General features: G+C 53.5%; 22 protein-coding genes and 1 pseudogene. 4 read left to right on the forward strand and 19 right to left on the reverse strand.

Going from position 1 to position 25,015, the window contains the following annotated elements; translation table 11 throughout:
- Positions 1 to 76 precede the first annotated feature (76 nt).
- From HZ297_RS09875 to HZ297_RS09910, 8 genes are all read right to left on the reverse strand, one after another.
- Complete coding sequence (locus HZ297_RS09875) at positions 77 to 2,521, reverse strand: methyl-accepting chemotaxis protein (RefSeq protein WP_178863309.1); 2,445 nt, start codon at positions 2,519 to 2,521, stop codon at positions 77 to 79.
- 209 nt (positions 2,522 to 2,730) lie between these two features.
- Positions 2,731 to 3,720 (reverse strand): tRNA 5-methoxyuridine(34)/uridine 5-oxyacetic acid(34) synthase CmoB, encoded by a 990-nt coding sequence (gene cmoB / locus HZ297_RS09880; protein ID WP_178863311.1) that lies wholly within the window; start codon positions 3,718 to 3,720, stop codon positions 2,731 to 2,733.
- Positions 3,721 to 3,794: 74 nt separating this feature from the next.
- A complete protein-coding gene (cmoA, locus tag HZ297_RS09885; RefSeq protein ID WP_178863313.1) occupies positions 3,795 to 4,538 on the reverse strand; it encodes a carboxy-S-adenosyl-L-methionine synthase CmoA in 744 nt (247 codons plus the stop codon).
- Positions 4,539 to 4,775: 237 nt separating this feature from the next.
- Entirely contained in the window at positions 4,776 to 5,972 is a 1,197-nt protein-coding gene (locus tag HZ297_RS09890) for a murein transglycosylase domain-containing protein (RefSeq protein ID WP_178863315.1), read from the reverse strand.
- 13 nt (positions 5,973 to 5,985) lie between these two features.
- Positions 5,986 to 7,266, reverse strand: coding sequence for a sensor domain-containing diguanylate cyclase (locus tag HZ297_RS09895; protein WP_178863317.1), 1,281 nt, complete (start codon positions 7,264 to 7,266; stop codon positions 5,986 to 5,988).
- A 128-nt stretch (positions 7,267 to 7,394) separates the two neighbouring features.
- Entirely contained in the window at positions 7,395 to 8,267 is an 873-nt protein-coding gene (locus HZ297_RS09900) for a DNA/RNA non-specific endonuclease (protein WP_178863319.1), read from the reverse strand.
- Between the two features lie 92 nt (positions 8,268 to 8,359).
- The gene (locus HZ297_RS09905) at positions 8,360 to 10,378 is read right to left on the reverse strand and encodes an EAL domain-containing protein (protein ID WP_178863321.1); all 2,019 of its coding nucleotides are present in this window, start codon (positions 10,376 to 10,378) and stop codon (positions 8,360 to 8,362) included.
- A 162-nt stretch (positions 10,379 to 10,540) separates the two neighbouring features.
- Positions 10,541 to 11,404, reverse strand: coding sequence for a methyltransferase domain-containing protein (locus HZ297_RS09910; RefSeq protein WP_178863323.1), 864 nt, complete (start codon positions 11,402 to 11,404; stop codon positions 10,541 to 10,543).
- Between the two features lie 70 nt (positions 11,405 to 11,474).
- Between HZ297_RS09910 and HZ297_RS09915 the strand changes: the two genes are divergently transcribed.
- Positions 11,475 to 11,831, forward strand: coding sequence for a putative quinol monooxygenase (locus HZ297_RS09915; RefSeq protein WP_178863325.1), 357 nt, complete (start codon positions 11,475 to 11,477; stop codon positions 11,829 to 11,831).
- Here HZ297_RS09915 and HZ297_RS09920 read toward each other — a convergent pair.
- The 11 genes from HZ297_RS09920 to HZ297_RS09970 all read right to left on the reverse strand — a co-directional run bounded on the left by HZ297_RS09920 (position 11,817) and on the right by HZ297_RS09970 (position 21,197).
- On the reverse strand, positions 11,817 to 12,683 hold the full coding sequence (locus HZ297_RS09920; RefSeq protein WP_178863327.1) for a F0F1 ATP synthase subunit gamma: 867 nt from the start codon (positions 12,681 to 12,683) through the stop codon (positions 11,817 to 11,819). The two genes, HZ297_RS09915 and HZ297_RS09920, sit on opposite strands and share 15 nt — an antisense overlap.
- 9 nt (positions 12,684 to 12,692) lie before the next feature.
- On the reverse strand, positions 12,693 to 14,186 hold the full coding sequence (locus tag HZ297_RS09925) for a F0F1 ATP synthase subunit alpha (RefSeq protein WP_178863329.1): 1,494 nt from the start codon (positions 14,184 to 14,186) through the stop codon (positions 12,693 to 12,695).
- A complete protein-coding gene (locus tag HZ297_RS09930) occupies positions 14,167 to 14,922 on the reverse strand; it encodes a F0F1 ATP synthase subunit delta (protein WP_178863331.1) in 756 nt (251 codons plus the stop codon). The genes HZ297_RS09925 and HZ297_RS09930 overlap by 20 nt, the downstream gene beginning before the upstream one ends.
- A gap of 27 nt (positions 14,923 to 14,949) precedes the next feature.
- Complete coding sequence (gene atpE, locus HZ297_RS09935; RefSeq protein WP_178863333.1) at positions 14,950 to 15,216, reverse strand: ATP synthase F0 subunit C; 267 nt, start codon at positions 15,214 to 15,216, stop codon at positions 14,950 to 14,952.
- Positions 15,217 to 15,219: 3 nt separating this feature from the next.
- Positions 15,220 to 15,930, reverse strand: coding sequence for a F0F1 ATP synthase subunit A (locus HZ297_RS09940; protein ID WP_178863335.1), 711 nt, complete (start codon positions 15,928 to 15,930; stop codon positions 15,220 to 15,222).
- Between the two features lie 15 nt (positions 15,931 to 15,945).
- On the reverse strand, positions 15,946 to 16,242 hold the full coding sequence (locus HZ297_RS09945; RefSeq protein WP_218644609.1) for an AtpZ/AtpI family protein: 297 nt from the start codon (positions 16,240 to 16,242) through the stop codon (positions 15,946 to 15,948).
- 19 nt (positions 16,243 to 16,261) lie between these two features.
- The gene (locus tag HZ297_RS09950) at positions 16,262 to 16,657 is read right to left on the reverse strand and encodes a F0F1 ATP synthase subunit delta/epsilon (RefSeq protein WP_178863337.1); all 396 of its coding nucleotides are present in this window, start codon (positions 16,655 to 16,657) and stop codon (positions 16,262 to 16,264) included.
- Positions 16,658 to 16,668: 11 nt separating this feature from the next.
- Positions 16,669 to 18,060, reverse strand: coding sequence for a F0F1 ATP synthase subunit beta (gene atpD / locus HZ297_RS09955; RefSeq protein WP_178863339.1), 1,392 nt, complete (start codon positions 18,058 to 18,060; stop codon positions 16,669 to 16,671).
- 88 nt (positions 18,061 to 18,148) lie between these two features.
- Complete coding sequence (locus HZ297_RS09960) at positions 18,149 to 19,246, reverse strand: ABC transporter permease (protein WP_218644610.1); 1,098 nt, start codon at positions 19,244 to 19,246, stop codon at positions 18,149 to 18,151.
- Entirely contained in the window at positions 19,243 to 20,202 is a 960-nt protein-coding gene (locus HZ297_RS09965; RefSeq protein WP_178863341.1) for an ATP-binding cassette domain-containing protein, read from the reverse strand. The genes HZ297_RS09960 and HZ297_RS09965 overlap by 4 nt, the downstream gene beginning before the upstream one ends.
- Positions 20,199 to 21,197, reverse strand: coding sequence for an HlyD family secretion protein (locus HZ297_RS09970; RefSeq protein WP_178863343.1), 999 nt, complete (start codon positions 21,195 to 21,197; stop codon positions 20,199 to 20,201). The genes HZ297_RS09965 and HZ297_RS09970 overlap by 4 nt, the downstream gene beginning before the upstream one ends.
- Positions 21,198 to 21,371: 174 nt before the next feature.
- On the opposite strand from HZ297_RS09970, the pseudogene HZ297_RS12210 reads away from it, so the two are divergent.
- The 3 genes and pseudogenes from HZ297_RS12210 to cas3 form a co-directional block, all read left to right on the forward strand.
- Positions 21,372 to 21,500 (forward strand): annotated as a pseudogene (locus HZ297_RS12210) (DeoR family transcriptional regulator); the annotation flags it as partial.
- Complete coding sequence (locus HZ297_RS09975) at positions 21,501 to 22,343, forward strand: helix-turn-helix transcriptional regulator (RefSeq protein ID WP_246261883.1); 843 nt, start codon at positions 21,501 to 21,503, stop codon at positions 22,341 to 22,343.
- A gap of 225 nt (positions 22,344 to 22,568) precedes the next feature.
- Entirely contained in the window at positions 22,569 to 25,013 is a 2,445-nt protein-coding gene (gene cas3, locus HZ297_RS09980; protein ID WP_178863347.1) for a CRISPR-associated helicase Cas3', read from the forward strand.
- Positions 25,014 to 25,015 lie beyond the last annotated feature (2 nt).

Consider the following 25,015-nt stretch of genomic DNA (forward strand, 5'->3'; position numbering starts at 1 on the left):
TTGCTTAATTTCTCTGTGCCTCTGTGGTTCAAACCCTTTAACCCGGCCTGTTGAGTTTTTAACGCGGAATTTTTGCCTATTTTTTAGGCAATAGTTTACTGGTGTCGATTTTGAAGGAGTCGATCAGATCGACCAATCGGCTCATCTCGCGGTGCATCTGTTCGGTGTCGCGGGCGACCTGATCAACCAGCAGGGCGTTTTCCTGGGTGTCGCTGTCCATCGAGCTGATCGCCTGGTTGATCTGGCCGATGCCGAGGGATTGTTCCTCGGCGGCACGGCTGATTTCGTCGACCATTTCCGAAACGGTGGTGATGCGCTGGTTGATCTGCTGCAGCATTTGTGCCGATTCGGAGGCGAGTTTGGAGCCGTGGTCGATCTGCCCGGTGGTGTTGGCCACCAGCGAGGAGATTTCTTTGGCGGCTTCCGCGGTGCGTTGCGCCAGGGTTCTGACTTCTCCGGCCACCACGGCAAAACCGCGGCCGTGTTCGCCGGCGCGCGCCGCCTCGACCGCGGCGTTCAAGGCCAGCAGGTTGGTTTGGAAGGCGATGCTGTCAATCAGCGTGGTGATGTCGGCGATCTTGGCGCTGGCGGCGTGGATGCCCTGAACGGCGCTTTGTGCCTGCTGCATGACGGTTTCGCCCTGGTTGGCATCCTGGCGCGCTTTTTGGGCAAGCTGGTTGGCGTCTTTGGCGTTGCTCAAGGAGTTTTGCACGGTGGAGGTGATCTCTTCCATCGAGGCGGCGGTTTCTTCAATCGAGGCCGCCTGGCTCTGGGTGCGCTCGTTGAGGTGCTGGTTGCCGTTTGAGAGCTGTTCGATATTGGCCAGCGCACTCGCCGAGGTGGTTTTGATGTCGATGAAAATCGTGGCGATATTGTTCAAGGCGGTGTTGATGGTGTTCTGCAATGTGGCCAGTTCGCCTTTGTAGTCGCCGATGACATGTGCCGTCAGGTCGCCGTCGATCAGGTTGGTGAGGCTGCCGTTAAAGCTGGTGAAGCCGTTCTGCAAGCTGTGCAGGGCACGGTTGATATTGGCTTTGAGGATATCCAGATCGCCGCTCAGGGTCATTTGAATCGGGTGGGAGAACTCCGATTCGGCCATGTCTGCCACCACCGCATTGATCGCGGAAACCGCCTGATTCAGGGTTTTCAAGGTGTGCTGCGCATTGTCGAGTGCGGCTTTGAATTCGCCATTGGCCTGCTGGCTGGTGTGGATTTGCGCACCAAAGTCAGCCTGACCCAGGGCGGTCAAAACCTGGTTGAGCGTGGTCATGGTGGCCTGCAGCGTGGTGGCACTCTGGTTGACGGTGGTTTTGAGTTTGTCCAGATCACCGACGGTTTCGATGTGGATGCGCTGCGCCAGATCGCCGTTTTGGATGGCGTGCATCGTTGCGGAGGTTTCTGCCAATACCTGTTGGGTGTTATCCAGCAGGCGGTTGAAATCTTGTGCCATGGAGGTGACTTCGTCCTGATTGTCGCTCACCGCGGCGCGGGCCGAAAAATCGCCCTGGCGGGTCACGGTTTCAATGGTCTGTTTCAGGTTGCTCACCGGGTTGAGTACCATTTTGCGCAGCGCAATCACATTGGCGATGACCATCAGTACAATGATCAGCAGCAGTAAACCGAACTCTTTGACGATGGTCTGCTGCACGATGTGCATGGCCGCTTCCAGTTCGGTGGTGGGGGTGGCGATGATCTCAACGCCGACATCCTTGTTTTGCAGGTCTTTAACCATCACCTGACTGATCAGGTAGCCGTCTTGGATGACCCAGTTCTGCTTGTTCAACAGCGGCCAGTCAATCGCCTGTGTCAGTTTCACGGCGTCTTCGCTAAACCATTTCGGGTCGCCCAACACGTAAGCGCCGATTTTGGTATTGTTTTTTGCCTGGGTGCTGATGGTCAGCGCATAGTCGTTCAGCAGCAGCACATAGTGCATATTGCGCGCTTCATATTCGCGCGCCACGCTGCCCATGCCCTGGATGAATTCCAGCGAACCGATGTAGTTATCGTCTTTGAACAGAGGCGTAATGCCGCGTACCGAAAGGCCGGCACGTCCAAGCTCCAGCACCGCGATGGCCTTTTGCTTGGCAATGACTTCCGCCACGCCAAAACGGAAGGAGGAGAGGTCGTCGCCGTACTGCTCGGGTTTCCAGGCGCGCAGGAACGAGCGGTTGTCGGGCGTATGGATATGGATTTTGACGTTTTTGAAGTCGGTGTTTTGCGCAAAGGTGCGGTTGACTTCGCTTAGGGATTGCAGTGCCGCATCACGATTTTGAGCGGAAACGGCGTCAATCAGCTGCTGATTGGCGGCGAAACTCACGGCATTGGTCACGCCGATGGCGAGCTTGGTGTCGATGCTGCGTTCCACGTCGGTGCGCAGTTCTTTCGCCAGTTGCGCGGCGGTCTCGGCAAACGCATTCTGATACTTCTGGTATTCGGTAACGGCTAAGCCGATCAACACCAGAATGGAAATCAGGCTGGTGATGAGTAGCATTTTTGATTGTAGACCAAGTGCTTTGAACATACGGCATTCCTATGGGGTTTCGACAATGAAAATAGCAGTCGCTGCCTGCAAAGGGGGGTATCTTATCTGCAATATAACGAAAATTTAACCTATCGTTAAATGAATATTGCGATTTTGTGACGGTTTTATGAAAAAAACCAAATAATAAGTAATATCAAATGCTTATTATTTAGTTTTTATGCGAATTCAATAGGGGATAACCCTAGTGTTCAGTTGGGTTTTTGTGCCAGCATTACAACGCGCAGCGGCGCAGGGTAACCTTCGACGGTTTTGCTTGGATCGGTCGGGTCGAGAAAATCCTTGAGCGAGTTCCATTGCATCCAGTCGGTGGAGCGTTGTTCCTCGATCGAGGTCTGGTTAAGATCGACACTGCGCACGTTTTCAAAACCGCAGCGCTCCAGCCAAATCGCCAGTTCGGAAACCGAGGGGATAAACCAGACATTGCGCATCTGCGCATAGCGGTCTTTGGGAACCAGCAGTTGTCCGAAACTTTCGGGCACCACCAGCGTTTCCAATACCAGTTCGCCGCCGGGTCTGAGTTGCGCTTTCAGTTCAAGAATGTGGTCTATCGGCGAACGGCGGTGATAGAGCACACCCATCGAGAAGACGGTGTCGAAAGCGCCGCCCTGTTTGGGAACGGGCAGTTGCTCCAGCGTCAGCGGCAGGAAATAGGCCGGCACCGCTTCGCCGATAAAATGTTTAAGCGCCAGAAACTGGCTCATAAACAGCAGACTCGGGTCGACACCAACGGCCAGTTTGACGTTTTCGCCGGCCATGCGCCACAGATGGTAGCCGCTGCCGCAACCGATGTCGAGCACCCGCTTGCCTTCCAGCGGTTGCAGGTGCGGGCGTACGCGATCCCATTTCCAGTCGGAGTGCCATTCGGTGTCGATATGAATGCCGTGCAGCTCGAAAGGCCCTTTGCGCCAAGGCATCAGCAGACGCAAAGCGGATTCCAAACGGGCTTTTTGTTCGGCCGGCAGATTGTCTTCGCCGGCGCTGACGGTGGCCTGGTTGAGGTCGTACCCCTGATCGCGCGGGAATGTACGCAGTATGTCGAATGCTTCAAGCCATTTCGGCAGGTTGCCGTTGCCTTCGGGGTTGAGCGCCTCGTCAATCAGCGCCGGCAGTTCCGCCTTCCATTCCGCTAAACGCGAATCGCCCAGTTTGTCCCAAAAATGCTCGTAATGCTGCTTCACGTGAAACCCTGTTGATCGTTTACTTTTGGGTGAATTTTAAACCACGCCGGCCCCAGGGCACGACATTTTTTGTGTTATTTGATGGCGATAAATGACGCGAAATTGTAGGCCTGGAACCAGATGCCGGCGGAGGTAAAGCCGGTTTGCTTGAGGCGTTGGATATGAAAATCGGCGGTGTCGCTGATGAGCACGTTCTCGAGCGAACTGCGTTTCTGGCTGATTTCCAGCTCGGAGTAGCCATTGGCGCGTTTGAATTGCAGGTGCAGGTGTTCGATGGCGTGCTGCAGCGCGCTGTCGTCGAAGTGGATTTTCTCGGACAGAATCAGAATACCGCCCGGTTTGAGGCCGGCGTAAATGGTATCAAGAAGCTGCTGACGTTTGGCCGGGTCGACAAACTGCAGGGTGAAGTTGATCACCACCACCGAGGCGTTTTCAATCGGCGTGGCGGTGATGTCGGCGCAGTGCAGTTCCACCGCAATATCGGAGTGGTAGCCGTGCAGGTATTCGCCGGCGCGTTTGATCATGGCTTCGGAGTTATCAATGGCGATGATTTTGCAGTTGGGTTGGGTGAGTTTGCGGCGCATGGTCAAGGTTGCCGCGCCGAGCGAGCAGCCCAGATCGTAGAGCTGGCTGTTGGCCTGCGCAAACTGGGCGGTGAGTTCGCCGATGCCGGTCAGAATGGTCTGGTAACCGGGCACGGAGCGCTGGATCATGTCCGGAAAGACGGCCACCACCGATTCGTCGAACTGAAAGGCGCCGACCGCCTCATGCGGATGGGCGTAAATCGTATCTTTTTTGCTGGTCAGATTTTCTTTCATAAAACAGGCGCTCTATGGGCGAATGGCAATGCGCGTTATTTTACTGCAATTTTAGGTTTTTAAAAAAGTGAACAGGCCGGGTTAAGAGCGTTTTGAACCACAGAGACACAGAGGCACAGAGGAATTGAGAAAAAAGCGGTTGGCAACCGGCCTTTGTTTTCCACAAAACTCTGTGCCTCTGTGCCTCTGTGTCTTTGTGGTGAAATTTTTTTAGACCCGGCCTGTTGAGAATTTAAATTAGACGAACTGGCGTTTGTTTTGGGTGACCTTGACCAGATAGCGGCGTGCTTCGGCATAGGCGAGGTGTTGGGTCAAATGGCTGTAAACCTGCTGGCTGTTCATGCGGTTGATTTTGGCGATGGCGCTTTGGCGGTTGGCGTGAAAGGCTTTGAGCACATTGCCGCTGCCGGTGTTGTAGGCGGCGATCACACAGTATTCGCGCGATTTGGGGTCTTTAACGCCCGCCAGATAACGGTTGAACAGAATGGAGAGATAGGCGGTGCCGTATTCGATATTGCTAGCCGGTTTGAAGAGGGTGTTTTTGCTCGGCTGGCCAGGGCGGTTGTGCAGCAGTTGATGGACGTCGCGCCCGGCGGTGCTCGGCACGATCTGCATGAGCCCATAGGCGGGCGCGGAGCTGACGGCGTAGGGGTTGAAGGCGCTTTCGGTCTGGATAATGCCGTAAATCAGCGCGGGTTCGATCTTGAAACGGCGTGCCTGGCGCAGCACCTCGTTCTGGTAGCGGTGCTGCTGTTTGCCCTGATAATCGCTGGTCATGTCAAAATCGACCGCATGGCGGAGTTTGCCGCCGCTTTGATACTGGCGGTAGCGGTGTTGGATCAGGTAGTCGGCAAAACGGTTGGCGCGCCACGCGTAGCGCACCGCCTGTTTGTCCTGATCGACCACCAGGCCGTATAGGAACGGGGTTTTGCCGGCGGGCACCGCATTGGTGCTGAACAGATCCACCTGTGTGGGGTCGTCGGGGGTGAGCAGGGTGCTGACAATGGCGTTTTTAAGGGCGGTTTTGCTGTCTTTTTCGGCCACCGTTTCCACGCGGATATGGCCGCTGGCAAAGTCGATCAGCGCGCGGCTCTGGTAGCGGTCGGTATATTTAACGTACTCCTTGGGGGTGGCGATCTGTTTGTCGCCCCAGGTTTTGAAGAGCTCGTCGATGAACGCAGTGAGCTGTTTTTGAATGAGGCTGTCCAAGCCGACCACGCCGCTGCCGGGAATCTGGGCGCCGATTTGTCCGGCGACTTGCGTGGACACCGCTTTGGAGACGTCGCCTTCGGACAATTGCTGCGCCGTGGTGATGCCGCGACGTACCTGCGACACGGTGCAGCCGCCAAGCCCCGATGCCGCCAGACCGCCGCCGATTGAAGCGACGGCGGTCAGCAGGGTTTTAAACAGTTGGCGGCGTGAGGCGATGGACATTGGCAACCCCGGCTTAACTGACCACACGGTTCCGGCCGTGTTCCTTGGCCTGATAGAGTTTCATATCCGCCCTCTGGATATAGGTGTTGATCTCTTTGTTGGCCTGGCTGTCGGAGATGTTTGGTTTGATTTCGATGGCGCCGATGCTGACGCTGACGTCGATAAACTGGTTGTCGACGGTACAGCAGAGGTTGCTGAATTCGCGGCGCAGCTGGTCGAGTTTGTCGGCGGCCGGCGCTAAACGGGTGTTGGACATGAGGATAATAAATTCCTCGCCGCCGTAGCGGATGATAATGTCGGATTCGCGCAGCAGGTGCTTGCAGGTGGAAACAAACGATTTCAACACCTTGTCGCCGGCCAGATGGCCGTACCGGTCATTGAGCATTTTGAAGTAATCGAGATCGCACATCGCCATGACGAAATAGGAGTCGGTCGCCAAGGCCAGTTCGTAGTGGTTGCTGAAGACGCTTTCGAGGGCGTTGCGGTTGAGCGCGCCGGTGAGCGGGTCTTTGGAGATGTCTTTGACGAGGTTGCGGTTGTCGATCAGCGCCAGTTCGGTGCCGATGGACAGCGAGATGAACTCGCACTTCTCCAGATAACTCATCAGAATGTTGTAGTTGATAAAGGGTTTCTGCATCTGGTTGTGGATAGCGCCGCCCAGCGCGTGCAGGGTGTGGTGAATCGACACCAGATAGGTGTATTTGGAGTTGTTGCTGATGACCGCTTTGCCGTCGGTGTGCAGCCAGCAGCCAAAACGGCAGAGGTCGGCTTCAAGCTCTGGCATCTGTTCGGGCTGTTTGGCGTCAATCGCCTTGATCAAGGCATTGAGCCATTCCAGATGGCTCTGGTAGTGCATAATCAGGTCTTTTTTAAGCAGGTCTTTGAGGCTGTTCATGCGCACCGTGTTGGCGTGCGTGAGCTCGCTCATGTACTGATGCAAATATTCGTAGGCAAAGACGTTTTCAATGTCGTGATAGGTGCGCTGCAGGGCGAAGACTTCGTCGCGCGCTTCGTGCTCCAGCAAAATCGCCGTCAGACGGTTTTTGATGGCGTTGAGTTCGTTGACCATCACGATATAGGGAATGTTGTAGCGACTGTTGATCTGCGCCAACTTCCGGCAGTGTTCGCCGAGCGATTGCGAATCCTGTTGCAGTGTTGCGTCGAGCACGCCTTGAATCAGGGTTTTGTATTCGTCGTAGGCGCTATCGGGCAGTTTGTTGAAAGAGAGGCGGTAACGCTCGATAAAGTCACTAACGACGTTGGCGATATAAGGCGTGAGATATTTGCTTGGCATGCGATGACTCTGTTTTTGTATTTTTTAGGCCGGCGCCGCGCTCAATCGGCGGCGAACCATGTTGACGGTGTACATTCCGCCATACTACAACAGCGCGGCGTTTATGAAAACCGCTGCGCTGGCGTCTCTTAGTAACGCGAAGGGCGGTTAGCTACTTCCGGCAGTCGCCAGGCTTCCGGTGTTAGGCTGCTTTCCAAGGCGTTCTCGATGCTGTCATCCAGATCGCTGAAAAAATCCAAACCGGTTTGCGCTTCAACCTCGTCGATGCTGACCACCAGTTTCATCAGGCTGATATTGGCTTTGGCGTTTTGCGGGAAAATGAACGCCAGCGCTTTGGCGGGCTGCTCGGCTGTGGCCGGTTTAAGCAGAATCTTGTAAAACGCTTTGGGGATCGCCACGCCGCTTTTGAGGCGCTTGGGCTCGGCGTCAAAAACCGGGCCGGTCACGACCCAGAATTCGCCGAACCATTTGGAAAAATCGTTGGCGACCAACTCTTCCAGCCGCTGCCAGCTCTTCTGGTTGAGATTGGGTTTTTGCGGGGTGATATTGGTCATTTTGAAGGTATCGAGCTGCGCCGAACGCCCGTAACGGCTGGCAATCACATAGTTGGGCGCCATATGGCCGCGGTCGTAGCCGGTGCCGGTGTAGTCGTCATGGCTCACAAACGCCGGGCTGCGCCAGTCGGTGCTGAAGCCCGAAGGCCGCTTGCCGGGGATATAGTCCGCCGCGCCGACTTTGTAGGTGACCCACAGCGGGTTTTTGAGCGATTCGGAATAACTCAGCATAAAGCCGTCGTTGCGCAATACATGGCTCCACTGCCCTTTGGCGGGCACGGCGCTTTCCTGTGGCAAGCCCATATAGGCCATGGCCGGACGGGCGACAGTGACTTCGTAACCGTACCAGAGCCCGCCGCCCAACACGGCGATGAGCAGGTATTTGGGATTTTTAATGACCAGGGTGAGCAGAGTTTGCAGCAGTGATAGCTGGTGACGGCGGTTCATCGACTTTCCATGCGTTGAATTGAAAGCCGTCATTATAGGCGCGCTTAAAAGTCAGTCAACAGATGACTTTTGCGGGGTTGCCAGCTTGCAGGTCAAGGCTTTCCGGCGGCAAACCGTTCTTGTAGTTGGTCTAGCGTCAGGACATGGCTGAAAAAGTAGCCTTGGTAGAGAATCTGCGACGGCAGTTTTTTCAGGGCGTTGAGCTTTTCCTTGGAATCGACAAATTCGGCAATAACCGGCTGCAGACCAAGATGTGCGGCCATATCGGTGATGAAACGTACCACCCGTAATTTGGCTTCATCGGTTTGTATGCCTTCAATCAGGGAGCCGTCGAGTTTGGCTTGTTGGACGGTGTGGTTGCCGGCCAGTTCGGCCAGTTTGGCAAGGTTGGAGTAACCGGTGCCGAAGTCGTCGATGGCAAAGAGGATATGGTGTTTTTCATGTAGTTCCTGCAAAACCTGGTCATGCATGAGGGCTTCGTGCTCGGTGATTTCGACCATCAGTTTGAGATGGTTTTGATGGCAGATAAGCCCCAGTTCAATAATCTGCTGAATGAAAGAGAGCTGCCCGAGGGACTGGGGGTAGATATTGACGTTGATCATCGGAGTGATGCCTTTTAGGCGTGGAATGTCCTGTTTGAGCAGTTCGAATACCAGTTGGTCGATTTCCAGGGTGAGCCGATGGTTTTCTACCAGTGTCAGGAATTGTTCCGCCGGGATGATACGGTCGTTTACCGACATGCGGATAAGGGCTTCGACGGTTTGGCATTTACCTAGGTCATCGACAATAGGCTGGTAATGCATCTCGAATTTTTTCTGGTCGAGATGGGCCTGTACAATTTCCAGCAGCTCCAGGTCTTTTATGACTTCATCGCGGTAGCGTTGTATTTTTTTGGCGTCGATGGTGCAAATGGCCTTGTGGCATTGGTCGCGAGCCATTTTTTGGAGTATGGAGTCGAAATGGCGGCCATCGCATATCGGCATTTCATGCAGTTCGAAGAGTTTCACCCTGATGGGTTCTGCCAGAATTTTCCCAAAATTTTTGCGGAGTTTCTTTAGCGCGTGTTTGGCCGGCTCCAGCCGGTCATATTTGACAGCGCCCTCCCTGATGACGACGTGCAGGCTTTCATTTTGTTGCAGGCTGATGAAGTCGACAGCATCCTCTTTAAGTTTTTCCTGAAAAAAGGTGGCAAAACTGTCGAGAATCTCTTTTTTGCGTTTGTAGTAAATATCCGACTGGTGAAGCAGGCCGAAGTGGATAACGAAATAGTAGTCCAGGCGTTTCTGACGTCTGGTTTCGGAAACGACAAAGTCGATGAAATGACGGTAAGGGTCGGACAGGTAGTTGAAATGCGCCTCGTTGATGTATTTGTCGAGCATCAGAAATTCGCGGATCATCGCTTCAAAGTGGGTCAGCGCTTCGAAGTAACTGTTCTGCTTGAGGTAGTTATTGACGTATTTGGCTTGTTCATGCACATTGCGATGCGCCAGCAGGATATTGCCATGCAGATCAAAGGACTTTTCTCCGGAGGCATACAATATGAGTTTGGCTTCCATGCTTTCCAGCCATTTCGCGAAAGCGCACTGATTGTGTTCTATTTCGGGTATGCAGGATGCCGCCGTATTGAGAAAATGCGTCTGAAGTTGCAGCAGCCAGTTTTTGTGCATCGACATGACTCGACTTGGACCGATAAAGCCGTTTTCGAGATGGTGGATGAATTCATTCAGTGTGGCTTCGAAAAAGCCTTGCGTCAGTGCCGATTTAAGGGCTTTGACGTTTGCATAAATACGCTCTTTCTCGTCTTTTTCAGCGAACTGGTCAAGATTGTTGAACAGATAGTCCTGCGCCAGATCGATGACTTTAAAAATGTCACTCAGGTTGAGTTGGTATGTCTGTTTGAGGGCCGTGCCGATCTGCTTGAGTTCTTGAAGATCATGTTCATCCAGATGATGGGTTATGATCTGTTTGAGCCAGTAGGTTTCCTCATTGTAGAGTGCGTGCAGCTCTTCCAGAGAATGAATGACATGCGTCATTGAAGGCTGTTGGATGATCTCGTTTTCCAATGAATCCAGCAGTGCCTCGATAAAAAGTTCGATTTGTTCGGTTTTCATAGATCCCCCTATTTGACCTATGGGGTCAAATAGCCTGCATTTTGCGGAAATACGCGCATTTGATCACGCTTTAGGTGCATTTATTACGTATTACCTTATCACTGCAGGGGATAAAAAACCCATCAATTTTTTCGCGTTGATGATAATTTTTATGAATAAAAATCAATCACTTGCTCGGCGCTTGGCGAGCAGGTGGATGTATCGCGCCATATTGCGGTAGGTGGGTTGGCGGCAGAAGCGGTATTCGAGTGCCAGCAGCTCGTCGATATTGCTCTGTTGGAGCGCTTCTTCGCTCATGTAGTCGTGGAACACGCGGATGCCGGTGTGGATTTCGATGTCAAATCCCCAATCCTCCAGCCATTGGCAGACCTCTTCGGGAATTTGTGGATTCGGCGGGGTGAGTTTTTTGCCTTTGCCGAGGTATTCGTCGCTGAGTACGTAAGGCAGGCGCCAGCCGCCGCGCAGGGTGTTGCGGATGACCACGGCGTTGCGGTTGTAAAACAGCAGCGAGAGAGTCCCGCCGGGTTTGACCTTGTCGGCCACCGCTTTAAGGGTGTCCTGCGGCTGGGCGAGCCATTCCAGTACGGCGTGGAACAGTACCAGATCAAATTGCGGAAGAGTCGGGGCGATTTCCTGCGCGGCGGCATGGATGAAGTGGCCTTGTAACCCGGCCTGTTCAAAATTCTGCTGCGCGCGCCACAGCATTTGGTAGGAAAGGTCGCATAGCGTGGTTTCATGCCCCGCTTCGGCGAGCCATTGACTGATCTGCGCAAACCCGCAGCCCGCGTCCCAAACCTGCAAGGGGTGTTCTACCCGGCCTGTTGAGTTTTTTTGAGCCGTTTCGTCACGATTTTCTTCTCCGCCATCGTGCGCAGTTTGCGGCATAAAACGCTGCAGATCTTCCTTGAGCAGTTTCAAACGCCATTCGCCTTTGACGGTGCTGTAAATTTTGGATTCAAACTTATCGACCAGTTTGTCAAAGTTGCGGTCTTGCTGGCCGCGCGGTGTGGGGCGTTTGGAGGTCATGAAAATGGACTCTATGAAAAGTGAACAGGCCGGGTTATTGTAGTAAAGCGAATGTTAAAAGGAGAGAAAAATGTCATCCAAAGTTTACTGTTTAGCGCAGTTTTTACCTAAACCCGGCCAGGAACAGGCGTTGTTTGCGGTGTTGCAGGGGCTTGAGCCGAATACGTTGCGCGAGGACGGTTGTTTGCAGTATCGGGTGACGCGGCAGATTGCCAGCCCGTTTGCCGAGGGCACGGGTTTTCCGATCGTGTTTAACGAAATCTGGGCGGATATGGCGGCGTTTGAGGCGCACTGTCAGCGCCGCGAAATCGTCGATTTCTTCAATACCTACTGTTTGGCCGAGGACGGTTTGGCGGCGGACTGGAATGTGTGCGTCTATTCCGACGAGCCGGAGGCGTATGACCGTCCGTCACTACGAGCCGTTTGATGCCTTCCTATCGCCGTTTTCGGTTTGGTCGGGCGCTATTAAGGTAGCTTGATTGAGCAGAATCACCTCGATTTCTTCAATAATCGCTTCCTGACGCAGCACGTTCATGCGTTTTTGCAGCTGTTCGGTTTTCTGATCGAGATGCTGGGTGGCGTTTTCCAGGTGGTGGATGCGCTGCTGGTTTTCGGCCATCAGCGATACATAGAAAATGCGTTGCAGGGCGTGATGCAGTGCATGATCGGTCAGTTCCAGCATAAACTCATCGGGCGGCAGGTTTAGTTCGGGCGGGTGGCGGCTGACTTGGTTGGTTGGCGCCATTTCGGTAAAAGCCGGCAGCAGTTTTTCGACGACGGGTTGTGCCTGTTTTTCGCTGTGGAATGCGGCATAAAGGGTATTGGTTTGCAGTTGTTCGGCCAGGGTTTTGATGACCAGTTCCACCAGCGTGCCGATCTCTTCGGTGACATTGGCGCCGGGCAGCGTCAGGGTGTTTGCGCGTGCTTCGACGAGCGGTTGCAGCTTATTGCCGATAGCGACTAGCTGCACGCGATCATCCGTAAATTTCTCGTTGAATGTTTTCAGCAGTTTGGCATTGAAATCGCCGCAAAATCCGCGCTCCGAACCCACCAAAATCACGGTTTTGCCAACAGGGTCATCGGCGCTCAGGGCGGTGGGAAAAAAATGCAGGAAATCCTGCGCGACGTTCTCAATCTGCGCTTTTAGGGCGCGTTGTTGCTGAATGACGCGTGACAGCTTATGCGCCTCCATCTGCGCGAGGGTTTTCATGGAGTGCATGATCTCGCGGATATCGTTGAGCTTGTTGCGGTAGAGGTTGAGTTCGTGATACCGGGCCATCTGCGTACCTTAAACGTCCGCTACGGTTTCACGTGAAGCAAACCACTCCGATAAGGCCGATTTCCACAGTTCACGCGGGCTGTCGATGGTCAGGCGGCTGTTGCCGACCCGCGCTTCCAGTTGTTGTAGTTGTTCGCCGAGTTGTTCGAGCGGGATGTCGTCAAACAGGTTGTCGTTAAAGGCGATCAGCCAGGCAAGCTGGAATTCGATGGATTTGGGTGCCAGATGCCCCTGTTTGAGCAGTTCGCGCAGGGTGCGGCCGCGCTGGATGGCTTTCTCGATGCGCGCTTCGAGCCGCGTGCCGAAGCGGGTGAAGACCTCCAGTTCCATAAACTGCAGGTAATCGAGTTTCATGTGGCCGGCTTCCTCCTTGATGCGCGGATGCTGTGCCTGCCCGCCGATGCGCGACACCGAGCGGGCGATGTCGATCGCCGGGCGGAAACCGGAGACGAAGAGTTCGCGGTTGAGGTAAATCTGCCCGTCGGTAATGGAAATGAGGTTGGTGGGGATGAAGGCGGCGATTTCACCCTGTTCGGTTTCGATAATCGGCAGCGCCGTCATGCTGCCGCCGCCATGCCGCGCGTTGAGGTTGGTGGCGCGTTCCAGCAGGCGCGCGTGGATATAGAAAATGTCGCCCGGATAGGCTTCGCGCCCCGGCGGGCGGCGTAGTAGCAGGGAGAGTTCGCGATAGATTTTGGCGTGGGTGGAGAGGTCGTCGTAGACCACCAGCGTGTCCTTGCCTTGTTGCATCCAGTGTTCGGCCAGCGCGCAGCCGGCAAACGGCGCCAGATATTGCAAACCGGGCAGGGTGCTGGCCTGCGAGGTCACCACCGTGGTGTATTCGAGCGCGCCGTGTTTGCGCAGCAGTTCGATAGTGCTGACGATGGTGGAGCGTTTCTGGCCGATGAGCACGTACACGCAGCGCACGTTTTTGCCGCGTTGGTTGATGACGGTGTCGATCGCCAGGGTGCTTCTGCCCAAGCCTTCGTCGCCGATGAGCAGCTGGCGCTGGCCTTTGCCGATGGGAATCAGGGTGTCGATGATTTTATTGCCGGTGTAGAGCGGCTGATTGACCTTTTCGCGCGCGAGGATGGGCGGCGATGGTCGCTCCAGCGGCAGGCGGCTCTGCGCCGCAGGCGCCGCCTGGCCGTCCAGCGGCATGCCGAGTGGGTCGATAATTCTCCCCAGCAAGCCGTCGCCGACCGGGATATCGAGAATGCGCCCGGAGAGGCAGGCGTCATGCCCTGCGGTCAGGGTGCGGGTTTCGTGCAGCAGAATCACGCCGATCAGCGTCTGGGTGAGTTCGAAGACAAAACCACGGCTGCCGTCTTCAAAGAGGATGATTTCGTCCATTTTGGCGCTTGGCAGGCCGCTGACCCAGACAATGCCGTCGCCGACCGACACCACATAACCGCGTTCCGCCATGCCGATCTTCAGGCGGTAATCGTTGAGCCATTCGTCAATGTCGTGAAACACCGTGCGCTCAGACGCTGGCTTTTTCATTGTCCAACTCCGCAAAACCGGTGAGTTCATCATGCAAATTGAGGCGCAGACTCCAAGCTCCGATATGGATGCGGAATCCGGCGAGCAGCTCGCTGTCCTCTTCAAACTTCAGCTTGACCGGCTCGATGCAGAAGCCCGCGAGCTTGTCGTGCAGCGTTTGGCGTTGTGTTTCCGACAGCGGATAGGCGCTGACGATGGACAGTTGGTGTGAAGAGGCGTCACAGGCGCTTTTTAAGCGTTTTAGATCCTCTTCGTCCAGCTGTTGCAATTGTTGCAGCAGGAAATCCAGCAGACGCGCTTCGACTTCGGGCGAGGCGATGCTTTGCAGCAGCTTGCCGGCAAAACGCGCGCCTTGCTGATGGGCGGTGCTCTGGTAATGTTGCAGGGTTTGTTCGAGTTCGCTGGCCTGGTTGACGCGGGATTTTTCGCGTTCTGCCGCCAGCTCCTCCTGCAGTTGCGCCAACTGGGTGCCGCGTTGGGTTTGCAGTTCTTCCTGCAAGTTATTTTGCAGCAGCTGTTTTTCTTTATCCCAGGCTTGCAGACGCTGCTGATAGCGGTTTTGCAGCGCTTCCGCTTCGCTCATTTTGCGGGTGGCGTCCTCCAGCGTCTGGTTGATGGCGTTGCGGCGTTTTTCCAGGGCATTGAGTACCGGACGGTAGAAGAACCGCTTGAGTATCCACATCAGAATCAGGAAGTTGATGACTTCCAGCACAAAGGTCGAGAGGCTAAATTCCACGGCGCTTTTCCTTGCTCAAAAGGGTGTTTACTTCACCAGATATTCCATTAATGGGTTGCGGAACAACACGATCAGGACGATGACCAGCACATAGATGGCGAGCGATTCGATCATCGCCAGGCCGATGAACAGCGTACGCATAATCGAGTTTTCGGCCTCCGGCTGGCGTGAGATGGCCTCCAGTGCACGGCTGATCGACCAGCCCATGGCAATGGCCGGGCCGAGCACGCCGATGGCGATGCCGAAAACGGCGATAAGGGTGGAGTCGGTAACGAAGGTGGCGATATCGGTCATGGGTTACTCCGAGGGATTAGTGGATTGTGTGGATTGTTTTAAACTCTGCGCACTTTGCGTTTGCAGGCCGCTGGCGATATAGACCAGTGCGAGCATGCCGAAGATATAGGCCTGCACCAGTGCTTCGATAATGTGCAGCGCGAGAATCGGAATGGGGGCGAGAAACCCCGCCACCATCAGAATCAGCAGGGCGGTCATTTCCAGGCTCATCATATTGCCGAACAGACGCACTGCCAGCGCCACCGTGCGGGTGATTTCGCTGACAAGATGAAACGGCAGCAGGAAAGGCGTGGGGGTCAGGTAGTGGTGCAGGTAGGCCTTGAGGCCGGAAATGCGGATGCCGTACCAGTGCACCGACAGGAACACCAGCGCGGCGAGCGCGGCCGTGGCGGAAAAGTCGCGGGTGGGCGAATGGGCGCCAGGAATCAGGCCGATGAGATTGGACACTACCAGAAAAATCCACAGACTGCCGACAAACGGCAGCAGGCGTTTGGCGTGTTCGGGGGCGACGGCGGCAATGGCGTCTTCCATGGCAATCACCACCGCTTCGATGGCGGTTTGCATTTTGCCGGGTGCGGCGGCCAGGTGGCGGGTGTAAACGCCGATAAACAGCGTCAGGCCGAGCAGAATCGCCCAGGTGGTGACCACCGTGCTGGTAATGCCGATAGGACCAATGTTAAATAGGCTTTGGATGGCGATTTCCGATGCATTCATCTTGGCTGATTCCGCTTAGGGGTTGCGTTTGATAAACAGATAGACGTTCATGGCGCCGATAAAGACACCGAGCAGTATCAGACTGACCGTCCAGCTGGTAGAGTAACGTAGCGCTTCCTGCTGGTCGAGCCAGTGGCCGAGATAGGCGCCGACCACAATCGGCAGCGCAATTAGCAAGCCGATGGTGCCCAGATAGACGGTTTGCGCCAGCAGGGTCGAACGCTGTTTTTCCGCCTGCTGCAGGCGGTTAACCTGGCGTTCGACCTGTTTTTTGAGAGTTTCTTTATCGGTCATCTCAGTCATCTCAGTCATCTCATTACCATCACAGCGCTCAGCCACCCGGCCTGTTGAGTTTCCAGAGGCGTTTGAGCACCTCTTCTTCCATGCGCCGCAGGCTCTGTTTTTGCTGCAGCAAGGCCATTTCTTCTTCCAGAATCTGCTCCTGCAATATCCGGCTGATGCGGGTGTAGTCGTCGTCAATCACAAAGTGGCGCGTCGAGAGCGTCAGCACATTGTCGTCAAAATAGAGCAGGGCGCCGGGGGTGGCCAGATAGTGCCAGCCATCCTCCTCTTTAAAACGCGCCAAGCCGATCTGCAGCGAGGTCATAAAACGCGCATGACCGCTTAACAAGCCGAAACTGCCGCTGGCATCCTCGCCGACAAACGCCGTGACCGCCTCGAAGGTCTGGCTGTGGGTGCTGTCCTGGAGTTGCATCACAAACGGCATGGTCTGGTCACCTATTTGGGATCGCTCATGGCGCCGCGCATATAACACTCCTCTTCGGTGAGTTCGTCGTAATCGCCGCGCAAAAAGGCTTCGCAGTCGTCGAGGGTTTTTTCCAACGGCACGGAAACCCCTTTGAGCGTGCTCTGGCCAGCGGTGACCCAGAAAGGCTGGGTCAGGTAACGTTGCAGACGGCGCGCACGTTTGACGATCAGCTGGTCTTTGGGCGAAAGTTCCTCGACGCCGAGCATGGCGATAATATCTTCCAGTTCGTGGTAACGCGCCAGATGTTCGCGTACCGCTTCGGCCACGCTGTAATGCCGCGCTCCCAATGTATAGGCGTCCATCGCCTTGCTGCTGGATTTGAGCGGGTCGACCGCCGGATAGATCCCTTTGGCCGCCTGGCTGCGCGACAGGATGACCGTGGTATCCAGATGGCTCAAAATGGCATTCACCGCCGGGTCGCCCATGTCATCGGCGGGCACGTAGATAGCCTGCACCGAGGTGATATTGCCGCGGCGTGTCGAGGTGATGCGGTCTTCCAGTTCGGCGACTTCGGTCGTCAGGGTGGGCTGGTAACCCACGGTGGCCGGCATGCGCCCCAGCAGGCTGGAGACTTCGCTGCCGGCCTGTACGAAACGGAAGGTGTTGTCCATCACAAACAGCACTTCCTTTTGCAGGGTATCGCGCAGGTATTCGGCGTAGGTCAGGGCGGAGAGGCCAAGACGGAAACGCACGCCGGGGGCTTCGTCCATCTGCCCGAAAATCAGCAATGATTGCGGCAGAATGCCGGCCGCGTCCATTTCGTGCCACATTTCGTGCGCTTCGCGCATGCGCTCGCCCACGCCGGCAAACACCGAGGCGCCTTTGTGAATCGAGGCCACGGCGTGCATAAACTCCATGGTCAGCACGGTTTTGCCCACCCCGGCGCCGCCGAACAGCCCCGTTTTGCCGCCTTTGACAAACGGACAGAGCAGGTCAATGACCTTGATGCCGGTCATCAGGATGTCGCTGCCGTCGGTGGCTTCGGAGAGGTCTGGCGGGGGAGTGTGGATATTGCGGTAGGTGCCGGTTTGAATGGCTTCGCCGCCATCCAGCGGTTCGCCGAAGATATTGAGCACACGCCCGAGGCAGTCGGGGCTGACCGGCACATGCAGCGGCGAGCCGGTATCGAAAACGTCCATGCCGCGGTAGAGACCGGCGGTAGAGTGCAAGCTGACGGCACGCACGTGATGTTTGTCGAGGTGTTGATGCACTTCGAACAGGCAGACGCTGTCGTCAAATTTCGCGAACAGCGCCTGATTCAGCGGCGGCAGCTGTTGGCAGGCGATGACCACCACCGGACCATGCACTTCGCTGATGGTGCCGATGAGTTCGCCTTGCTGGGTGGCATGAAAGTGGTTCATGGTGCCGCAAATCTACTTAACAAATGAAGTTCCATTATAGTCATTGCCATCCTGAGGACTGGGTTTTTCACTGCTTTGTTGAGCCAGGTCAATCGAGGCGTTTACGGAAACGCTTGAGCGCGAGCAACATCGTCACGCTTGCAAAAGCGATTAAGGCCAACAGCTCCGGCCACAGTTCGCTCAAATCGGCACCGCGCAGAATGATGCCGCGTATCAGACGCTCGAAATGAGTCAGCGGCAGGATCTCGGCAATCCACTGTGCGGCTTCGGGCATGCCGTCAAACGGGAACATAAAGCCGGAGAGCAGAATGGACGGCAGCATAATGAAAATCGTCATCTGCAAGGCCTGCAGTTGGCTTTTGGCAAGGGTGGAGAACAACAGCCCCAAGGTCAGATTGGCGGCGATGAACACCAGCGCGGCGATATAGACATCCACCAGCTGGCCGCGCACCGGCACATCAAAAATCACCAAACCGAGCAGCATAATCAGCGTCACCTGGAAGAATCCAATGGCGATATAGGGCAACATTTTGCCGAGCATCAGTTCGTTGGAGGTGATGGGGGTGTTGATGAGCAGTTCGAGATTGCCGCGCTCGCGTTCGCGCACCAGCGAGATGGCGGTGAAAATCACCATGGTCATGGTCAGAATCACGCCGATTAACCCCGGAATGGTGTTCATGGCGGAGCGTTTTTCGGGGTTATAGAAGTGGCGCACTTCAAATAGGCGGTTTTGGGGCGGCACGCTCTGGCTGTTAAGGTGGAAAGGCATGGCGGTGAGCTGCTTGGCAGCTCCGAGAATAATCGGGTCGCTGCCGTCCACCAGCAGTTGTGCGGCGGCGCGCGAGCTATCCTGTAAGCGCCGCTCGAAGTCGGGCGGGATGACAATGCCGATACTGATTTTTCCCTGTCTTAAAAGGGTTTCAATTTCCTCGACATGGTGGACGTTACCTTTCAGTTTTATGACTTGCGATGCCTGCAAATCGGAAAGCAGGTCGCGGGAGAGTTGGCTGTGCGACTGGTTGAGCACCACCGTGGGAATGGCGCGGATATCGGTGTTGATGGCATAGCCGAACAGCAGGATCTGGATAATCGGGATGCCGAAAATCATGGCGATGGTCAGGCGGTCGCGCTTGAGCTGCCAGACCTCCTTGCGGAAAACGGCCAGTAAGCGGCGCAACGACATCATTTGGGTGCATCCATTTTGCGCGGTTTTTGGGTAGCTACCACAAACACGTCCTCCAGGGTCGGTTCCGTCAGACTGATGGCATGCTGCGCAATTTCAATTTCGGACAGGCCGGCTAATTGCTGTTGCACATAGGTTACCGGATCGGCAATGTTTTTCTTGACCAGCAGGCGCAGTTGGCCGCCCATTTGCGACAGGCTAATGACCTCCTTGGCCTGTGCCAAGTGCTGTTTGAGGGCGGGGATCGAGCCGTTGTCGATTTTGACGACCCACGCATCGAGATTGGCAATCATCTCGGCAGGCACGCCTTCGGCTGCTTTGCGCCCGTGGTCAAGAATGGCCAGTTGGTGGCAGCGTTCCGCCTCATCCATATAGTGGGTGGAGAGCAGTACAGTGACGCCATCATCCACCAGATTGAACAGGGCTTCCCAGAGGTCGCGGCGGCTTTGCGGGTCGACGCCGCTGGTCGGTTCGTCCAGAAACAACAGTTGCGGTTGGTGCAAGGTCGCGGCTGCCAAGGCCAGCCGCTGTTTCTGGCCTCCGCTCAGGGTGCCGGCAAGTTGATGGCGTAGTTCGTCCAGTTGGTAGGCCGCCAAGGTTTCTGCAATGCGGCTCTTTTGCGTGTTGGTCGGCAGCGCGTAGGCTTGAGCCATAAAACGCAGGTTTTCCTGAACGGTCAGGTCGTCATAGAGCGAAAATTTCTGCGTCATATAGCCGATGCGCTGCTTGAGGGCTTCGGACGCTTCGGGCAATTTGAGTCCCAAAACTTCAATCTCGCCAGCGGAGGGCAGCAACAAGCCGCAGAGCATACGCATGGTGGTCGATTTGCCGGAGCCGTTTGGCCCTAAAAAGCCGTAAATGCTCTGCTTGGGAACCGTCAAATCCAAATGATCCACCGCCACCAAGTCGCCAAAACGGCGCGTCAGGCCGTGGCATTTGATGGCGGCTGTTGAATTCACCGTGCGGCTCCTGCATCGGTTGTTTGCACTTTGTCCAGATCAAAGACCACAGTGAGCGGCAGGCCGGCGGGCAAGTCGTGCAGATCGGCCTCGATATCAAGCTTGGCGGTGTAGCTTAGGCGTGAGCGGTCGCCTTCGGTGAGTGCGTAATAGGGGGTGAAATCGGGATCGCTTTGAATGGAGCGCACCTTGGCGCGCATGACATTTGCCACGCCGTCAATCTGCACCTCGGCCGGCGTGCCGGGTTTAATAAAGGCGCGAATCTGTTCCGGTACATGCACGCGGGCATAGGGTTGTTTGCCTGAAAGCAGCACGGCGACCACACTGTGCGGTGCGGGTTGTTCGCCAAGTTGGAACGGTAGGCTATCTAAAATACCGTCAACCGGCGCGCGAATCTGATGGCGTTCAAGATTAATCTGCAAATGGCTGACTTGTTCATTGGCGGCGTCCAATGCTTGTTTGGCCTGTTCAAGCTGTTCGCTCCGCGTGCCGCTCTGCAGCAGGGTCAGATTGGCCTGGTTGGCATTGAATTCGGCTAATGCGGTCTGATAGTCGTTTTTGGCGCGGTCCAAGTCGTTTTGGCTGATGAGTTTTTGAGCCAGCAGTTTTTGCAGACGGTTCAGTTCGAGTTGCGCCAGATTGAGCTGGCTTTGCGAGCGCAACACGGCTTGTTTAGCTTGCTCAATCTCTTCAGGACGTGGCCCGTGTTGCAGTTCGTCGAGTCTGGCGGCGAGTTGCTGCCGGTTGGCCTGCGCCTGTGCCAGATCGGCCTGGGCGCGGCGGTCGTCCAGTTTAAGAATGACCTCACCCGTGGACACGCGGCTGCCTTCTGCGATGCTTCTCTCGACAATCGATTCACTGGCTTCATTAATCAGCTCGACGCGATCCCAGGCGAGTTCGCCGAGTGTTGTGCCGTTTTCATGTTTTGAACAGCCTGTCAGCAAAGCCGTCAGCCAAAACGGGATAAGAAAAGCCGCAAACCAATTCATACGCATAAACGATCTTGTGGGATTTGATGGTTTTTATCTTACTCCAATCGCCCTTCATATTGAGTGGTTTTGCTTTCATAGAGAGAGGGTTGTTAAAAGTTAAACCGATCTTTTACTTGTGAGCCAACGCGTTTTACGTTAAAAATTCATTTTCATGGGTTTTTATACGTAGTTGTGTTTATGGATAAAGAAGAGCGTCAAAAAAGTTTGTTGCAACGACTTCCTAAAAATCACCGCGGAATAGCACTTAATTGTTTAGCGCAGGCGTTTGGGAAAAGTCAGCGTACTATCCGGCGGGATATTGAAGAATTGGTCGAAAAGCGCCATGCGCCTTGGTTTATCAGCGATGGGGTGGTGTACCTTGATCTTTCCAGACAGCAGCAAATCGAATTGGAAGGTTACTGGTTTACCTCAGACGAACTGTTTTCGCTGCTTGCGCTCTATCATGCAATGGATAGTCTGTCGGAGGGGTTGCTGGCAGGCCATTTTGCACAGATGAAACAACGCATTCTTGAGCTCTTAGGAACTCAAAATGAGAGCCGCTATTTAACGCAGCACGTTAAGATCGTGCCGATTGCCAGCCCGCCGATCAATAATGTTAACCTCAATCAAATCACCGCGGCTATTGCTGCCCAAACGCGCTTGAAAATTCATTTTTGGAACCGTCACCAAGATCAGCAAGATTGGCGCGAAATTTCACCGCTGCAACTCGTGCGCTACCGCGACCGCTGGTTTGTGGACGCGTTTTGCCACCAACGCGACGCATTGCGCAGTTTCTCGCTGGAAGCCATTCTCGACATCAAGCCGCTGAATAAAGCGGTTTACATGCCACAAGCCGACGCTCTGAACCGATTTTATCAATCCAGTTACGGGATTTTTAACGGCAATGCCGACAAAACCGCCGTGCTCCGTTTCAGCGCCTATCAGGCGCGTTGGGTCAAAGACCAGCAGTGGCATCCGCAGCAAGTATCACGGGTGTTGGAAGACGGCCGTTTGGAACTGCATTTACCCTACGGACAAGATGCCGAATTAATTCAGGATATTCTCAAATTCGGCCCCGAAATTGAAGTCGTCAGCCCACCCGAATTGCGCGGTAAAGTCGCCAAAATACTTTATGAGACCTTAAAACACTACAGTGATGTGCTAGCGTGACAGGATTTGTCACAACCATGTGATAGAGTCATGACTACTATTTAGTAAGGAAGCTATGCAACATTTTTACGCACACTCGGGCCGTAATGCAGATAAATCTGATTGGCAGACTCTCCAAGATCATTTGCAAGTGGTGGCCAATCTCGCCAAACACAATGCTCGCTATTTTTGTGCGCAAGAATTGGCGTATTTGGCAGGCTTGTTGAGCGATTGGGAGAGGTTTGAATGAATAATTTAAAAACGAGTAATGTAGAGTTTATAGCTCACCCTTCAAATAAAGGAGAAGACCAATCATTAGATGGTCACCTGTTTGATGTAGCAGAACTTACTGAAAAGTTGGCAGGAAAGGTAGGGCTACCGAAAGCGGGGTATTTGATAGGATTGTTACATGATTTTGGTAAGTATAGCTTTTCATTTCAAAATTATTTACGTTCAGCCGTTGGGCGTATTGATCCCGATTCTGAAGATTATATTGATCCAATAAGCCATAAAGGCCATATAGATCATTCCACAGCAGGTTCTCAGTATTTATTTCATTCGTTAGCAAGTGAGTTTAAGGGCGAAGGACAGGTTGTGGCACAAGCCTTATCGCTTTGTATTGCCTCTCATCACAGTGGTTTAATTGATTGTTTTAAGTTGGATGGTACAAATCACTTCGTTAAGCGAATTAAAAAAACAGATTATGAAACTCATCTTCAGGAGTGCCTGCAAAATGCTTCAGAGATATACACTCAGCATCTCAAATCCCATCTCAATAAGGATTTGGTAGTGGAGTTTCTTGAGCAGCTTAAGCGAGTTAGTGAGGAACAACGTCATTCTTGCATTTCGGCATTTAACAAGGGTTTTCTAGTTAGGTTTCTGTTCAGTTGTTTGATTGATGCTGACCGCATCAATAGTGCGGATTTTGAAACGTCTGAAAACGCGGATAGGAGGTTTAGAAAACCCGACTGGAAAGTTGCTATCCAGCGTTTGGAAACGAAGCTTAACGAATTTAAATCAAGCTCTCAAAAAGACCCGGTATCACCGATACGAGAAAAAATTTCGGATGATTGTTTTCAGCGTGCTACCGAGTCACAAGGTTTGTATTCCTTAACCGTCCCAACTGGTGGAGGAAAAACCTATGCTAGTTTGCGCTATGCATTGCATCATGCCAAGCATCACGGGCTTGAGCGGATTATCTACATCATTCCATACACTTCGATCATTGAACAAAATGCTCAAGCAATTCGAAATGTGATTGAACATGAAGCTGATGACCTTTCGTGGGTGCTGGAGCATCATTCTAATTTAGAACCTGAACATCAGACTTGGCACAACAAAATAGCCAGTGAAAATTGGGATTCGCCAATTGTTTTAACAACCATGGTTCAATTTTTAGAAGTTTTGTTTGCAGGCGGAACAAGCCGCGCGCGGCGATTACATCAATTGGCTAATGCAGTTTTGATTTTTGATGAAATTCAAACCTTGCCAGTTAAAACCACACATTTATTCTGTAATGCGCTTAATTTTTTGACGGATTATTGTGGCACAACCGCCTTACTGTGTACGGCTACCCAGCCCTTATTGAATAGGCTAAAACGCCCAGATAAAGGACAGCTAAATCTCTTGTCTGAAAATGAATTGATTAGTGATGTAAGTCAGTTGTTTGAAGATTTAAAGCGTGTAGAAGTCAAAAACTTATGCAAGTCATCTGGCTGGACTGAGGCAGAAATTTCAGATTTGGCGTACAAACAATTTGACGTTTTAGGCAGTTGCTTGGTAATCGTAAATACCAAGGATTGGGCGAGCAAGCTGTATCAATCATTGCAAAACCAAGTAGATAGTAAAGCGCTTTTTATTCTAAGTACAAACCTTTGTCCGGCTCACCGCAAAGCGATTTTTGCAGAAATGAAACAGCGTCTAAACGATGATTTGCCGGTCTTGTGTATTAGTACGCAGTTGATTGAGGCAGGCGTTGATGTAGATTTTGCTTCGGTTATTCGATTTTTAGCAGGGTTAGATTCTATTGCACAAGCCGCTGGGCGTTGTAACCGTAATGGTAAACGTGAGCTATCGACAGTCTATGTCGTGAATCCCGACGAAGAAAAAATAGACTTATTACACGAGATTAAAGTAGGGCGCGACAAAGCAAGGCTAGTCCTAGACTCAGGTGTGCAAGATATTCTTTCCCCGCAAGCTATGTCGCTTTATTTTGAGCATTATTTTTACCAGCCAGACCGTGAGAAATTAATGGTTTTTCCATTAAAACATGACCCTGAGGAAAATATTCTGAATTTATTAAGTTCAAACGTAAATATTCCAGTAAGCGGCCTTAATAACTCTGATTACCCATTTCTAAAACAGTCTTTTATGACCGCAGCTGACGAATTTGAAGCCATTGATTCACCCACAAAAGCGGTTATTGTGCCTTATGGTGAAGGGGAGGCGGTGATTGCAGAGCTTTGCCGAGTGGAAAAGCGTTTTGATTTAAAAGCCTATAAAAAAGCCTTAAAGCAGGCCCAACAGTACAGTGTGAATGTCTTTCCAAATGTCTGGAGTCGGTTAATTGATGCGCAAGCTATTGTCGAAATACAAGGAGAAGGTATCTATTACTTAAAAAATGAACACTACAGTAAAGAGTTTGGCCTGTCGGAAAAGGTAGTTTCGACAATGGCATTTTATGATTGTTAACA

The organism is Thiomicrorhabdus cannonii (assembly GCF_013391695.1).
Classification (GTDB): Bacteria; Pseudomonadota; Gammaproteobacteria; order Thiomicrospirales; family Thiomicrospiraceae; genus Thiomicrorhabdus; species Thiomicrorhabdus cannonii.

Coding starts and splice junctions, on each gene's coding strand:
- HZ297_RS09945 (WP_218644609.1), bottom strand. CDS start 16,242: ATGACTGAGATGACTGAGATGACCGATAAAGAAACTCTCAAAAAACAG.
- HZ297_RS09950 (WP_178863337.1), bottom strand. CDS start 16,657: ATGCCGTTTGTGATGCAACTCCAGGACAGCACCCACAGCCAGACCTTC.
- HZ297_RS09970 (WP_178863343.1), bottom strand. CDS start 21,197: ATGCGTATGAATTGGTTTGCGGCTTTTCTTATCCCGTTTTGGCTGACG.
- HZ297_RS09890 (WP_178863315.1), bottom strand. CDS start 5,972: ATGTCCATCGCCTCACGCCGCCAACTGTTTAAAACCCTGCTGACCGCC.
- HZ297_RS09960 (WP_218644610.1), bottom strand. CDS start 19,246: ATGATGTCGTTGCGCCGCTTACTGGCCGTTTTCCGCAAGGAGGTCTGG.
- cas3 (WP_178863347.1), top strand. CDS start 22,569: ATGAATAATTTAAAAACGAGTAATGTAGAGTTTATAGCTCACCCTTCA.
- atpE (WP_178863333.1), bottom strand. CDS start 15,216: ATGACCGATATCGCCACCTTCGTTACCGACTCCACCCTTATCGCCGTT.
- HZ297_RS09905 (WP_178863321.1), bottom strand. CDS start 10,378: ATGAAAACCGAACAAATCGAACTTTTTATCGAGGCACTGCTGGATTCA.
- HZ297_RS09900 (WP_178863319.1), bottom strand. CDS start 8,267: ATGAACCGCCGTCACCAGCTATCACTGCTGCAAACTCTGCTCACCCTG.
- atpD (WP_178863339.1), bottom strand. CDS start 18,060: ATGAACCACTTTCATGCCACCCAGCAAGGCGAACTCATCGGCACCATC.
- HZ297_RS09915 (WP_178863325.1), top strand. CDS start 11,475: ATGTCATCCAAAGTTTACTGTTTAGCGCAGTTTTTACCTAAACCCGGC.
- HZ297_RS09875 (WP_178863309.1), bottom strand. CDS start 2,521: ATGTTCAAAGCACTTGGTCTACAATCAAAAATGCTACTCATCACCAGC.
- HZ297_RS09910 (WP_178863323.1), bottom strand. CDS start 11,404: ATGACCTCCAAACGCCCCACACCGCGCGGCCAGCAAGACCGCAACTTT.
- cmoA (WP_178863313.1), bottom strand. CDS start 4,538: ATGAAAGAAAATCTGACCAGCAAAAAAGATACGATTTACGCCCATCCG.
- HZ297_RS09940 (WP_178863335.1), bottom strand. CDS start 15,930: ATGAATGCATCGGAAATCGCCATCCAAAGCCTATTTAACATTGGTCCT.
- HZ297_RS09925 (WP_178863329.1), bottom strand. CDS start 14,186: ATGAAAAAGCCAGCGTCTGAGCGCACGGTGTTTCACGACATTGACGAA.
- HZ297_RS09895 (WP_178863317.1), bottom strand. CDS start 7,266: ATGCCAAGCAAATATCTCACGCCTTATATCGCCAACGTCGTTAGTGAC.
- HZ297_RS09920 (WP_178863327.1), bottom strand. CDS start 12,683: ATGGCCCGGTATCACGAACTCAACCTCTACCGCAACAAGCTCAACGAT.